Source organism: Psychrobacter sp. PSP, assembly GCF_024085615.1.
Taxonomy (GTDB): domain Bacteria; phylum Pseudomonadota; class Gammaproteobacteria; order Pseudomonadales; family Moraxellaceae; genus Psychrobacter; species Psychrobacter pacificensis.
This window is the reverse complement of record NZ_JABLTF010000021.1, coordinates 436,917-451,492: the sequence shown is the minus strand read 5'-3', so window position 1 is coordinate 451,492 and position 14,576 is coordinate 436,917. Positions and strand designations below refer to the sequence as shown.

The following is a 14,576-nucleotide window of genomic DNA, read 5'->3' as shown; positions in this document are numbered from 1 at the left end:
CATCATGTTTAAAGCTGCCATCAAAACCACTGCTTATAAACAACCAGTACATACTGCACTCTCGGCACTGTTACTTTTGAGTGTCGTATCCCTTGCTTCAGCACAAGATAGCATCGCTAACGACACGGCTCAAATCGTTGATGCGAATAGTGCTGTAGACTGTCGTGATGATATTCAGGCTCAAGCCCCTTCTTATAAATATCAAAGCACGCAGCAACGTGTACTCAACTGTATGGTAGAGCAACTACAGCCCTATCAGCAAAAAGACAAAACCGCTCATCAGCAGTACCTCGCTTACAAAGCACAAGCATGGCTTACTTATGCGATCCATCAAGACAGTATGAATAACCGCTCAGCTGCGGGCATAGTTGCGGCAGAAACGGCAGAGTCTATCTTACAATCGCTAAAGAACGATACAGCGCAAAGCATCAAACTACAGCAAGATATCCCTACTACCTCTGCTCTAATGCGACCTGATCTGTGGGCGACGCTGAGTGCGCTAAAAGACAGTGGCGGTATAGAGTCAGCGCCACGTGAGATGGCATTTAGTGAAGTGGCATTAATTTGGGCGGCGACCAATCAATGTAAGCGAGGGTGGCGTGAGTCAGGCATACATTTTCGTATGGCGGACCGCTGGCTTGAGCAAGCACGCGAAGCCTATATTAATGCCCATGATGCGCAGACCAATGTGGCTTTAGAGCAATCTATCGTCAGCTACTATAAGCAGTATGCGCCTTTAGATGCCAGTGATGATATCTGCCGCGGACAAGATCTAACGCCTAATAATTAAAGCGCCTTACTAAATAACAGAGGTAAAAAAGCCGACAGAGTTGTCGGCTTTTTTGTGTCTACTATAGATAAAATTAGCGGTTTTTACGTGGTAGTTTTTCTGGTAGATAGCAGCGTAAGTACGCGATAAATGCGGTATTTGCTTCTTGAATATAGTCATCCGTAATGGTCTGATGACGACGATAAGACAAGGTAAATATCGCATTAACAATACTATAAGCAATCAATAGCGTGTTTTGGATATCCTCAAAATTTGGCATCTCATAACGCTCTGATAAACGCTTATAGACCAAGTCAACAATTTGATGGTCCATATCTTCGCCAAATTCATCACCTTCAAAATCAGGCGTATTGGTGTCATAAATGAGTTTGGCTTTGGTCTCATCGTTATGGAAGATCGTCACGCATTGATCAATCAGCGCGGTTAGATATCCTTGCCATCTATCGTAGTTGCCGATATCAACGGTTTCTACCATCTCTAATATTTCAATCGCATTCAAAAAGCGCAATGCTAAAAATATTGCTTCAATGTTAGGGAAGAAATGATAAGCAGAAGCTCTTGGTATTCCTGCTTCTTCACACACAGCTGCTAGAGTAATATCATTAATAGCTTGTGTTTCACTCAACTTTTTGGCACCAGCCAAAAGTTTTTGACGACGTGCGCGGCCCTGTTGGCTGGTAAATTTAAACTTGTTTGGTACAAGTTTTTTTGCCAACTCCGAATCTACTAACACATCTTCAATTTTTTCGTCTTTGTTATCACTCATTGTAAATCTCTTAATGTTACGTCCTATTTCATAAATTCAATCTTCATTGAGTAGCATTCGTCCTAAATCACTGGAGAATCAACGAGTGGCTCAAATGTAGAGCCAACGTTATCGCTACTAACCTCAATGAGGAGGCATCATAAACGCTTGTACACTATCAAGCAAGGGACATGAATGGGTTAAAAGTTAATGTATCGATTAACACTCTACTAGAGTTAACTATCTAATTTTATGAAGTTAATCATTCAGTTTAATTTTCGCTCTTATAATACCATGATCAGTCACCCTATCTGAATAATCCCACTTAAGATGGTCATTGAAATAATCAACTCTTTCAACCTGACCGAGCGAAAACTTGCTATCAGGTAAGAACTCTTCTGAAACAAATAATTGATCGATCACTTCTGGCATACCTTGATGAATATGGGTGTAAGCCACATCTTTCATCCAACCATAGCGAGCTTGAATACGAGCGGCGTCAAAAAGTGCGACATCACGCATACTTTTATCATAATTAACCTCGCCAGTCTCCGTCATCAGCTGGGTTGTTACGCTACCAGTCACATCATTCATGTCGCCAAGCAGTATCAATGGCTCACGCGTGTGATGCAAACGTTCCATGATCGACATACGAATAGATGCCGCCTCTGCAGCACGCATGCACAAACTACGAAGCTTGGCACGAATACGGATATTTGGATCATCCATGTCTTCTAATAGGTTACCATTTTCGTCACGTAAGAAAAACGCACGTTTACTTTTTAGATGCGCCGTGATGATCGTTATTGGTTGACCATATGCGTCAACACGCAATATCAAAGGTGGACGATTAAAATGCTGATGAGGCCCGATATCGGGGATATCAATCACAGCTTTTGGTGCAATCTCTTCTAATAAGGTCGTCTCTAATTGCTCAAATCGACTAATAATACCAACGGCTGGTGTATGCTGTGCGCCTCTACCTTGAGTATATGGACTTGCAGTGTCATTGCTTGCAAGCGGAATAACCACCTGCTCTGGTTTGAATCCTAGTGCGACAGCTAGTGCTTCTAGTGCATTACTATCCCATACTTCTTGTACGGCAATGATATCAGCGTGTGCTTTAGCCAGCAGATCTGTCAGACCACGTCGCTTATGCTCATAGGCTTTATTATCATAAGCTGGGGCATTCTCATAATAAATGCGATTAGGGTTAGCAAAGTTCAATAAATTAGCTGTGGCAATATAAAACTGTTTACTACCGTCATTATTAGTCATAAGTCCCCTGTTTTTCTTATATTATATTCATACATATGGATTCATAGCAAATTTTATGCCAAAAAAAACTCCCAAAGGTTGACTTTGGAAGTTTTAAAATAACATACATACTGCTGGTCAAAGTCATTAATAGAACCAATCGTACAATCAATCTATTTTCAGCAACGAAATAGTAATCTATTGTCAGCGTTTTTAAGAGACAGCTCGTCTGCTAAGTTAGCTATCTATTAAAGTCATTGAGTAAACAGTAGTCATATTCATAAGTCTTTTTAACATCTGACTTTCTTGTAAAACACGTACTACGATACACGATGCCATGCGTCACGTGATGCTAGACGCGCTTCATCCCACGCCAAACGAGAATCGCCTTTCACTTCATTCCATGAACGCTCTAAGTCGGCTTCATGATCTTCAAAACGTGCATCTACTGGATAGCGAGCGCGATTTGCATAGCCTACCGCATACGCTGGGTGTAGGTCGCGATCAAACTCGTAACCTTCTTTGTAATAATCAGCATTGGCATACTCTGCGCGCCAGTAAGCTTCCTCATGGGTTGGATCAATGGCTTCAGCTGCTGCATGACCTGCGCCGCCACCAACAACTGCACCGATTGCACCACCAATGAGCGTACCTAATGGGCCTGCCATAGTACCGATGGCTGCACCTGCTGCTGCACCGCCTACACCGCCAATACCTGTACCTACTGGATGTGAGCCTGGCTCACCTGTAATAATGTCTGCATTCAAATCTTCTTTTGTCTCTTTAGACATGTTTTTTACTTCACTGCGATCGATAGCGTCATGGTTACTCATAGTATTGTCCCTAAATTATTTATTATTTGTTGAATTATTTATTTGCTAAAAGATTAGCGATATTGCTAAATCCAACTGAAGTATAGAAACTTATAGGTAGAGACAGATAGCCTGATTATGTAAACTGTGTCCGTATTGCGATTACATTGCGTTACAGCCTGTATCTTTATGACGTCTATGTACGGTGCGCTCATACTTTGGGTAATCATAAGAGATTAGCATTGATAAATTTACTATAGAAATCAACCCTATATCTGCATTAATGACCTTGCGATGGCACGTTGCCATTTATCAAGGTGTTGCTCACGAGCATCAATCGACATACTTGGCTCAAAAATACGATCTACTTGCCATGATGCTTTCATGGTTGACTCATCGTAAAGCCCAGTCTTTAAACCAGCGAGTAGTGCTGCACCCTTTGCCGTAATCTCTGTGTCTCTTGGACGTAGCACCGGAACATCTAGCAAATCTGCCTGAAACTGCATCAGCAAATCATTATTTGCCGCGCCGCCATCTACTCTCAGCTCAGTCAAGGGATGAGGGCTGTCTTTTTGCATGGCGATGAGTACATCATAAGTCTGGTAGGCAACTGCTTCCAACGCAGCACGGGCAATATGGGCTTTAGTAGTACCGCGGCTCATACCAGTGATGCTAGCACTGATATCAGAACGCCAGTAAGGCGCACCCAATCCGGTAAAAGCAGGTAATAGCACCACACCTTCGCTACTGTCTACTTGGCGAGCTAAATCTTCAACATCGCTACTTTGTTGAATCATACCCAAATTGTCACGTAGCCATTGGATGATAGCTCCTGCCATAAAAACACTACCCTCCAAGGCATAGGTAACTTCTTTTTTGGGTGGCTGTAGCATTCGCTTACCTGACTGTAAGATTTGATCAAATGATAAATTGTCTGGACGAGTTGGCGATATTTTTCGCTGCCATGCGATGGTGGTTAGCAGCTTGTGCTCGCTCAGTTTTGGCTGCTGACCAATGTTCATCAGCATAAAGCACCCTGTGCCATAAGTATTTTTGGCCATGCCAGCATCGAGACAGCCTTGCCCAAAAAGCGCGGCCTGCTGATCGCCGAGCACGGCTTGAATGGGTATTTGCTTTGCAAATAGGCCTTTTTTGGTTTTGCCAAAATCACCGTCAGATGGCAGTACCTTAGGCAATATAGTCATAGGAATGGCAAACCGATCGCAAAGCGTCTCTGACCAAGCCAATTTATGAATATCAAATAGCAAAGTACGAGAAGCATTGGTCACGTCGATGACATGCTCGCCGCCAGTTAGCTTGTAAATCAGCCAGCTATCGATGGTGCCAACTGCTATCTCACCTTTACTCGCACGTACGCTGAGTTTGGGATTATTTTCGAGCAGCCAAGCAATTTTACTGGCACTGAAGTACGGATCTAAGCGCAGACCTGTGATGCGCTGAACCTCATCGGCCATATTGGCGCTATCAGCACCCTGATGAACGCTATCATCCATACTATTGGTAGCGCTTTCAGCAGCGAGTGTCTTGCAATAGTTTGCCGTGCGCCTGTCTTGCCAAATGATAGCGGGTGCGAGCGGTTTCCCTGTTTGCTTGTCCCACATGACAATAGACTCGCGTTGATTGGTAATCGCGATACTGGTGACATCAGTAGCAAGCAACCCTGCCTGATTGATAACATCATGCGCACAGCTAATCTGAGTTTGCCAGATTTGCTGTGCGTCTTGCTCAACAAATCCCGCTTTTGGCGTTTGCAGCGTCGTTGGCTGTTGTGCCATCTTAATAGGCCGTGCATGATCATCGTATAATATCGCTCGACTCGACGTTGTCCCTTGATCTAACGCCAAAATATATCCTGCCATTACGCATATCCTCTACTGATATTGTTGGTTCTATTTGATAAAAACCAGTGGCTATTCATTATTTGCTGTTAATCAATCACTGTATATTTTATAAATGACTGGCCAAATTATTTAGGGCGTGTTGAACATTCGCAAATAGGCACTGCTGATCGCTAAAATGGTTCCAGACAAGGCACAAAGCGACGATAATGCAGATGCCTTAGCGAGATTTGTAACGCCGTATGGGGCAATTTTAGCATCAGCCCCAACGATAAAAGCAGGGGATAGGACTCTTTTTTGCCGCTTCATCGTTAAAAATAAGCGCTTAAAATGACTAAACTTATTATTCTTAACATCGAATCGCCTAAAAAATAGTCGCTGTCAGTGCCATGGTCGAATGTTCAAGACGCCCTAATGATAAAAATAACAGCACGTTAATTTAAATTGGTTAACTCTAAGACGTCTTATTCGCTATGATGTTACTTATAAACGAATATTTAAAAAACAGCTCAAACCTCTATCATACCGCTAGGGATGACACAATAGAGAGTAGCAGAATACTGAGCATTGACCCGTCACCATTGTGGCTATACAGTGTACGCCTTGTTTTGAATGATACATTTTTAGCGCTTTCGTATTAGCACGCACTTTATTAAAAAGCATTCTGATATTTCAGTACAAATACTTTATTTCAGCATCATTTATTCGCTTACTAGCAAATCGTTTATAATAGTATGACCGCTTTATATTCTGAGCGATAAAATCTATTAATGCTGTCCGTTATTTTATAATACCTTACATTCTAATTAATGGCTTATGTGACTTATGAAATTCACTTTATCAGCGCTACCGACTGCTATGATGACAGTTGCACTCATGAGCGGCCCTATAGTGACTTATGCGAGCACGGGCTCAGATAATATAGAATCATCAGATGACATGACACCGGTGACTGTGACAAAAATTGTGGATGCCGATGGTCAGATTAATAATCAGACAGCTCAGACAGCAATGGCACCTAGTCATACATTAGCAGAGACTCATGCTGAGCACAGTGCATTAAACACCCTTATCGATCCAATCACACACAAAGCCGTGGATAATAGCTATCCATTAGAAGTCTCTAGCTTTTTAAGCCTAGAACAAGCGCAAAAGCTTTTGGTTCAAGTCTCGCCCAAAATAGCGGCCAATCAAGCAGCCATCGCTGCCAGCGAATACCAAACTGAGGCCCTCAGAACCATCGACAACCCCCTCGTATTTGCGCGCGTCTCTGCCAGTGCTTACCATCTTGATGAGGATATAGATCTATCGTCTCTTAGAAACGGTATCGTCAACGGAGTAAATAATACCGTCGATAACGCGGTTCCTCCGATTGCAGACCTGCCAGATTTACCAAACTTTGGGGAGTTGGTCGGTGAGCGAATTCCAGACTCTTATAATATTAAGCGCTCAGGATCGACGACGGGCGCAGGTCTTGGTGTGGTCTGGCCTATTTATACAGCTGGACGTACGGACGCATTGACTGGCGCCTCAGATGCACGCACACAAGAAGCAGTCGCCGATAGCATCCTTGATAAAAACGAGCTTTATAATACGTTAATTGAACGGTATTTTAAGGCCCAATTGGCGATCATTGCCGCTTACTTACGTGAGGATGCTTACGATACCTTGCAGCAAACGGATCATATGGCAGAACGCTTGTTTGAAGAAGGCTTTATTTCGCGCGTCGATAGACTAGAAGCACAGTCTGCGCTTGCCGATGCCAAAAGCGAATCCGTCAATGCCAATAACGATGCGCGCTTAGCTATGATTGCGCTACAGCGATTGCTACGTACTGATTATCGTATTAAGCCGACGACGCCATTATTTGTCTCTAGCCGTCCCCTACCGGATGTTAGCTATTTTCAGGATTTGGCACTGAATAATCATCCAGGATTACAAAAGGTCGCCGCCAAACGCGCGCAGGCTCAGCAGTTGCATGCATTATCAGATACTGGCTACAAGCCGACAGTCTTGCTATATGGTTATGGTCAGCTCGAAAAAGACCCAAGCTGGGTCGCTGGTATCTCTGCCAGTTGGAAGCTATGGGGCGGACTGGATAAAACCGCGTCATTGGCATCAAGCAATGCTCAAATACGTCAGGCAGATCTTTCTGAGATTGAAGTCAGCGACAACCTGCTACTGCTGGTAGAAAAAAACTGGCACGATGTTAATAATGCTCAATCACGCTATCAAGCGCTACAAAGTAACGTTGATTTGGCAGCAGAAGTTTTGCGGCTGCGTCGTTTGGGTCTACAAGAAGGCGTGAACACCACAGTCGATGTGGTACAAGCGCAAACACAATCACTCAAAGCACGTACTGAGCAAGCGCAAGCAGCAAACGACTATGTACAGTCATTGGCCGCACTCATGCAAAGCTGCGGTACGCCGCTTGCTTTTAACGCTTATCTTAATGCCGCTGATATCCAGCTGCCGACTTTGTACACTGAATGATGATTGTATATGAAAGCTTATAAAGTATACGAATAAGCGCTATGTCGTCGTTTCAACTTTTAAGTGTTATAAGGCTAATGAGCGAAGATATATACCAAATCAGCATGACGCTATCAAACAATAACGCTCAATAAACCATACTATTACTATAGTGAATCACTGTTTTATGAAAAAACCAACGTCCAAATCGATAAATAATTGGCTACAAACTTTGCTACAAACGTGGCCTATTGCGAATACCACTAATGTTTGGGCACATTGCGCCAGTGTCGGATTTTTTGGTTTTTTATCCATCTTTCCAGCAATGGCGGTATTTGTGCTGATTTATGGTCTCGTATTTTCACCCGTTGAGATGCAGGAGCATATCTCCATTTTGCGTCCGTTTATACCTGATACAGTGTACGAAGTCCTCAATTCGCGCCTGAGCGAGTTGGTCTCTAATACCAAATCCACGCTGACATTTAGCCTGATCATATCGACCTTACTTGCCCTTTATGCTGGTTCCAAAGGCATCAAATCTTTAATTGCCCTTGTCAATCTCGCTTTTCATATCACCCAAGAGCGCAGCTTTATACAAGGCACGGTTCGAGCAGTGAGCCTGACCTTTGGTGCAGTAGTCGTCTTGATAATAGCGGTGTCTTCTATTGCTATTATCCCTGTAGCAGCGAATTACTTCCCCTTCCCTCAAGTGGCTGAAACGGTTGCACTGTGGGCCAGATGGCCTGTATTGGCGGGTATTATCTTTTTAAGCTTTTTAAGTCTTTATCGTCTCGCGCCAAATCGCGATGCCGTTGCACTAAAAAAACTGGTTCCAGGAGCAACGCTCGCGACCATTCTTTGGATTATATTGTCCGTACTGTTTTCGATTTATGTGCAAAACTTCAACAACTATAGTGCTGAATTTGGGGCGCTATCAGCGGCGGTGGTCATTATGCTTTGGCTATATTATTCAGCCTTTGTCGTCGCTTTTGGTGCGATTTTTAATTCTGAAGCCATAGACAATGCCAAACCTTATGCTGTTCGAGTGTACTAATCATAAATCCTTTGTTCTCAACTTTGCTGCTTTAGGAATCACACCGTCATGACTGAATTTCCAAACGAATCAGACAACTCAAATAAATCAGTTGATTCAAACGAGTCAGTGACCTCTCAAGATACAAAAGCCTCCGTCGATCCAATAGAAAATGTATCTAGTGGGTCTGACGTTCCAGAGCAATCTGTACCCGCTTATAGTCGGGGCAACGCAAAAGCTGATAAATCTGCTCGTATGAAAAAGATATTGCTCGTACTGTTTGTATTAGGTGTTCTTGGCGCAATTGCATACGGTTTATATAAAAGCAATCAGCATAATGAACCAGAAGTCATTACCCTCCAAGGGCAAATGCAAATGCAGCAAACCTCTATCGCTGCAAAGGTAGCAGGCCGCATTGCTAACATTATGGTGACAGAAGGTGATACGGTTACGGTGGGTCAACAACTCATTGAGATGGATTCGCCTGAGATTAACGCTAAGATCAACCAAGCACGTGCTGGTAAGCAAATCGCACAAAGTCAATTGGACAAAGCAGAAAACGGGGCACGCCCGCAAGAGATCGCTCAAGCCAAAGCCGCTTGGCAAGCCAATAAAGCCGCGTCTGATTTGGCAGAAAACACCTATCAGCGTGTCAATCGTCTGTATGAAGAAGGATTGATGGCACGGCAAAAACGCGATGAGGCTTATGCCCAATACCTAGCCACTCAAGACCAAACTGAAGCCGCACGTTTGCAATATGATTTGGCATTAGAAGGTGCTCGCAGTGAAGACAAATCAGCGGCTACCGCTCAAGTCGCACAAGTTGATGCCCAGCTAGATGAAGCACTGGCAGCAAAAGAAGAGGCCAATCTAAAGAGCCCTATCGCTGGTGTTGTGGACAATGTCATCGTTAGTGCTGGAGAAGTCATCGGTCAAGGCGTTCCTTTGCTGACGTTGGTGGATACCAATGACCAATGGGTAGTGCTCAATGTCACTGAGTCGTATTTAAACCAGTTCGCTATCGGTCAGACATTTACAGGTACTATTCCCGCATTATCATCAGCAGATAAGCCTTATAGCAAGCAGTTTACTGTTTATGCGACATCGACCTTATCTGATTTTGCCACTTGGCGACCGACCAACAATGATGATGGTTTTGATGTGCGTACCTTTGAGGTCAAAGCACGACCATCCACGCCTGATACTCGCATTCGCTCAGGAATGAGTGTGGTTGTGCATATTAATCCTATCAATCAGAACCAAGAGTAGGCCATGCACTTGACTAAGTTAAGTGAGGCTTTTTTACGTAGCGCCGCTTATGAGCGCCGTTTTTTAGCCAAAAACCATTGGGACCTTAGTATGGTGGTATGGATACCACTAGCTACAGTGCTGCTGATTTGGTGGATATTTTCACAGACTCAGATTACTGACTTACCCATTGGAGTAATCGATCAAGACAATAGTGCTGTTGCCAATACTACCGTACGTTACTTAGAAGCCAGTCCTACGCTTACGGTTAGACAGCTTTATTATTCACCAGCGGATGCAGAGGCTGCGATCTTGCAACGTGATATTTATGCGGTTGTCATCATTCCTGAAGACTTTTCGCGTAACATTTTATCTAACAAGCCTGCCCCTTTAACCCTACAAGTAAACGCCCAGTACGGTACGCACTCTGGCATTATTCAAACGGCTGTCCAAGCAGTTGCTAGCACCTTATCCGCAGGGGTAGAGATCAAACGATTGATAAAGCAAGGCGTAGGGCCGTCGCAAGCCATGACTGCTTACTCGCCTATCAGTATCCAGCGTATTAGTTTGTTCAATGCTGCAACCAATTATCAGCAGTTTTTGGCATCGACCGTCATACCTGCACTACTACATATATTAGCGATGGTCGTCGGGGCAACCACCATTGGTCGCGAGCTGCGCGATAAAAATATTGGTCGCTGGTATAACTTTATCAGTACAGGTACACCTGACTTAACCTTGGTTAAATCTTCTAAAAAAGCAGCTGCGTTAAACACCACACAAGATAGCAATAATAACACTGCACCATCATCAGACTCAAAAATGCCCAATTCGGTGAGTATATCAGTGTTGTTATCTGGTCTATTAGGCAAATATTTTTGGCCAATATTGGCCTATAGCTTATGGTCGGCTTTGGTATTGTGGCTTGTAACGTCGAACCAAAATATAAGCATTGGGTCAATCATCGCAGTATATATCGGCCTATTGTGTTTGATGATACTGTCATTCTGGCTGGGTGCTATTTTTACTTTGAATTCTTTCTCATTACGTATGGGTTTATCAACCACTGGTTTTATTTCAGCGCCTTCTTATGCCTTTGCCGGTGTGACCTTTCCTTATATTGCGATTAGTGATAGCGCGCAATACTGGTCAAATGCATTGCCACTGACACACTACCTCAAGCTACATATTGCCCAGTTACAAATGCAAGCGCCGCTTGCTATATCCCTACCCATTGTCTATGGTTTAGCGGTTGCTACCATGATAGCCATACTACTGACAGCCTTATTAACCAAACGCGCATTGGCGCATCCTGAACGTTGGGGAGCACGCTAATGTCCGCACAATCAAAGCTCAAGCGCAAAAAACCTCAATCAGATATCGCTCCAGCATCTCAAACATTTTGGACAAGCTTTATTCAAACTTTCAAAGACGTTTTTGGGGATAAAGGCGTACTTTTGATGCTGATTATTGCCCCGATTATCTATGGGTTTTTCTATCCTTGGCCCTACTCAACTGAAGTGGTCAACCATGTACCAGTGGGTATTGTTGATCATGACAATAGTAACTTGTCGCGCACGCTCGCCCGTTATGCAAGTGCCAGTCCATATCTAGATACTGAGCACTTTATCAATGAACAAGCGGCCAAAGAAGCCATATGGTCCGATCAAATTGCAGGCTATATGTTGATTCCAAGCGGCCTTGAAGAACAAGTCATGTCAGGACAGCAAGCGTATGTTAGCGTCCTCGGCAATGGCGGCTACTTTATTTTAAATAAGAACGTCCAACTGGGATTCTCTAAAGCAGTTGGTACTGTATCAGCGGGGATCAAGGTAAAGAGAAATATCGCGAAAGGCGCTTATGCACCCACCGCAGCACGGAGCGCTCAAGCAGTACCACTACAAATCATGCCACTTTATAATCAAACTGAAGGCTACGGTGCCTACGTCGTACCAGCCGTCTCCGTCATTATCTTACAACAGACACTATTGATGGCAACCGCCATGCTGATTGGCACTTGGTATGAGCAGCGGCGTCATGCTGCGAGTGTACGCGGTTGGCTCGGACGTATCACAGCGCTGAGCACGCTAAGCTTTATCATTGGCTGTTTTTATTATGGTTGGGCGTTTGAGCTACATCATTATCCACGTGGGCAAAATATGCTCGGAACGCTATTGTTTTTAGCACTGTTTTGTCCGACAGTCGCAACGCTCGGCTGTGTACTTGGGCTATGGTTCCGGCAGCGTGAGCGCAGTATGCAGATCTTAATTTTTATCTCCTTACCGATATTTTTCTTAAGCGGCTATCCATGGCCAGCAGACCAGTTGCCCCAAGTTTTGCAAGTAATACGCTGGATCGTACCAACTACCCCTGCGATCAACACCTCTGTACAGCTTAACCAAATGGGTGCCAGTATCTCTCAAGTCGCTATAGGATTTTATGCGCTGGCTGGCTTATGGTTGCTCTATTTTGTTTTATTGCTATTTTTACGCAAGCGTATTCCGCAAAAAAGAGCCTACTTATAAATCTTCAAATCAATTAAATCTATGAGCATAAAAAAAGCGCCTACTAACATTAGCAGGCGCTTTTTTATACATATAACACTTTTACTTTGAGTCATTTTTAAACATTAAAATACTCGGTTCAAACCGTTAAGCGCAGCCACACGGTATGCTTCTGCCATCGTTGGATAGTTAAAGGTCGTATTTACAAAGTACTCAAGCGTATTGTTGCTCTTACACTTCATCACAGCCTGACCGATATGAATAATCTCCGAAGCGTGGTTCCCGTAGCAATGAATGCCTAAAATCTCCAACGTATCACGATGGAACAATATCTTTAGGACACCCGAGCGTTCACCAATGATTTGGGCACGTGCCAGATGTTTGAAGAACGCTTGACCCACTTCATACGGAACTTTCTCATCTGTTAGCTCCTGCTCTGTTTTACCGATACAAGAGATTTCAGGAATGGTATAGATACCAGTCGGTACACTAGATACTGGTTCCGCATCACTGTCACCAACCATAAAAGCAGCGGCACAGCGACCTTGGTCATAGGCAGCAGAAGCTAGTGATGGCCAACCGATTACGTCGCCCGCCGCATAGATATTGTCGACGTCCGTACAGTAAGTATCATCTACTTTTAACTGACCACGGCCGTTTGCTTTTAGCCCAATGGCGTCTAAATTCAGGCCTTCGGTGTTACCTGAGCGACCATTTGACCAAAGAATGGCATCAGATTTGATGCGCTTGCCGCTCTTTAAATGCAAAACCACATAATCATCATGAGTCTCAAGATGATCAATCTCTTCGTTACTACGGATAAGCACACCGAACTGTCTAAAGTCATGCGCGATCGCATCGCTGATTTCGCTATCCAAATAGTTCAGTAGCTGATCTTGGTTGTTAATAAGATCAACCTTATAACCAAGTCCTGTAAAAATAGAAGCATACTCACAGCCAATCACCCCTGCACCATAGATGATGATTTTTTTGACGACATAATCCATTTGCAAGATTTTGTCAGAGTCAAAAACGCGTGGATGTTTAAAGTCTAAAATATCAGGACGGTAAGGACGACTACCGACAGTAATGATGGCTTTATTGAAAGTAATAGTTTCGTAGATATTGTCGTCGACTTCAATGCGCAGCGTATGAGCGTCAATAAAACTTGCCCAACCTTGAATAACTTCGATACGGTTGCGCTCATAAAAACGGGTATGCGTACTGACTTGACGACGGATTACTTGACGCGCCTTAGCCAATACTTCATTTAGCGGAACTTGCTTATACTCCATCGCTTTGGTAAACATCGGGTCGCGACGGAAGTTAATCAAGTTAAATACTGATTGGCGCAATGCTTTACTAGGAATTGTACCGACGTGAGTAGAGTTACCTCCTACTTGATCACGCGGATCGACGACGACCACTCTTTTACCAGACTTGGTCAGCTTCATGGCAGCGGCTTCACCAGCAGGACCTGCACCTAAAACCACCGCATCATACTCATACTCGTGATCGTCACTTTTTAGTCGACGAGAATCTTTGGTAAATCCAGATTTGATATCAATACGAGTGTCATCAAGCGGGTTGATGAGATCAGGGTAATGCATGATATCTTCAGTGACCTGCTCATGAGTCTGCTCGATTTTCTGTTTTGTGTCTTTACCTTCAGTATGCTCAGGATTGGGCGAACGACCATTAGTTTTATTCGATACTTCAGTATGGACGTCTTTACCAGTATCATTGGTTGCGTCACTTATATTTTTACTTACCATCATGTCCTCTTTATGTATTGTTTGCTCTATTAATATCTATGTGCACGAGTTAATATTTTTAATATCCAAGCAGCTTAGTAA

11 protein-coding genes are annotated in these 14,576 nt (G+C 43.7%); 6 read left to right on the top strand and 5 right to left on the bottom strand.

Annotated features, from left to right (window positions below):
* The first annotated feature begins 4 nt into the window (after positions 1 to 4).
* A complete protein-coding gene (locus HL061_RS13755; protein ID WP_093070864.1) occupies positions 5 to 790 on the top strand; it encodes a hypothetical protein in 786 nt (261 codons plus the stop codon).
* Between the two features lie 73 nt (positions 791 to 863).
* On the opposite strand, the gene HL061_RS13750 is transcribed toward HL061_RS13755, so the two are convergent.
* The 4 genes from HL061_RS13750 to glpK all read right to left on the bottom strand — a co-directional run bounded on the left by HL061_RS13750 (position 864) and on the right by glpK (position 5,484).
* Positions 864 to 1,556: a TetR/AcrR family transcriptional regulator gene (locus tag HL061_RS13750; RefSeq protein WP_071001337.1), complete on the bottom strand. Its 693-nt coding sequence runs from the start codon at positions 1,554 to 1,556 to the stop codon at positions 864 to 866.
* Positions 1,557 to 1,793: 237 nt separating this feature from the next.
* Positions 1,794 to 2,813: an endonuclease/exonuclease/phosphatase family protein gene (locus HL061_RS13745; protein WP_071001335.1), complete on the bottom strand. Its 1,020-nt coding sequence runs from the start codon at positions 2,811 to 2,813 to the stop codon at positions 1,794 to 1,796.
* Between the two features lie 299 nt (positions 2,814 to 3,112).
* Positions 3,113 to 3,625, bottom strand: a complete 513-nt coding sequence (locus tag HL061_RS13740) for a hypothetical protein (protein WP_071001334.1) — start codon at positions 3,623 to 3,625, stop codon at positions 3,113 to 3,115.
* 248 nt (positions 3,626 to 3,873) lie between these two features.
* Positions 3,874 to 5,484 (bottom strand): glycerol kinase GlpK, encoded by a 1,611-nt coding sequence (gene glpK, locus HL061_RS13735; RefSeq protein WP_071001332.1) that lies wholly within the window; start codon positions 5,482 to 5,484, stop codon positions 3,874 to 3,876.
* An 804-nt stretch (positions 5,485 to 6,288) separates the two neighbouring features.
* Here glpK and HL061_RS13730 point away from each other — a divergent pair.
* The 5 genes from HL061_RS13730 to HL061_RS13710 all read left to right on the top strand — a co-directional run bounded on the left by HL061_RS13730 (position 6,289) and on the right by HL061_RS13710 (position 12,741).
* Positions 6,289 to 7,956 (top strand): TolC family protein, encoded by a 1,668-nt coding sequence (locus HL061_RS13730; RefSeq protein ID WP_071001330.1) that lies wholly within the window; start codon positions 6,289 to 6,291, stop codon positions 7,954 to 7,956.
* 166 nt (positions 7,957 to 8,122) lie between these two features.
* Positions 8,123 to 8,989: a YihY/virulence factor BrkB family protein gene (locus HL061_RS13725; RefSeq protein WP_071001329.1), complete on the top strand. Its 867-nt coding sequence runs from the start codon at positions 8,123 to 8,125 to the stop codon at positions 8,987 to 8,989.
* A 48-nt stretch (positions 8,990 to 9,037) separates the two neighbouring features.
* Positions 9,038 to 10,237 (top strand): efflux RND transporter periplasmic adaptor subunit, encoded by a 1,200-nt coding sequence (locus HL061_RS13720; RefSeq protein ID WP_071001327.1) that lies wholly within the window; start codon positions 9,038 to 9,040, stop codon positions 10,235 to 10,237.
* A 3-nt stretch (positions 10,238 to 10,240) separates the two neighbouring features.
* Complete coding sequence (locus tag HL061_RS13715; RefSeq protein WP_252962991.1) at positions 10,241 to 11,551, top strand: ABC transporter permease; 1,311 nt, start codon at positions 10,241 to 10,243, stop codon at positions 11,549 to 11,551.
* Positions 11,551 to 12,741, top strand: coding sequence for an ABC transporter permease (locus HL061_RS13710; RefSeq protein WP_252962990.1), 1,191 nt, complete (start codon positions 11,551 to 11,553; stop codon positions 12,739 to 12,741). Before HL061_RS13715 ends, HL061_RS13710 begins: the two co-directional genes overlap by 1 nt.
* 104 nt (positions 12,742 to 12,845) lie before the next feature.
* Here HL061_RS13710 and sthA read toward each other — a convergent pair whose 3' ends face one another.
* Entirely contained in the window at positions 12,846 to 14,495 is a 1,650-nt protein-coding gene (gene sthA, locus HL061_RS13705) for a Si-specific NAD(P)(+) transhydrogenase (RefSeq protein ID WP_252962989.1), read from the bottom strand.
* Between the last annotated feature and the right edge of the window lie 81 nt (positions 14,496 to 14,576).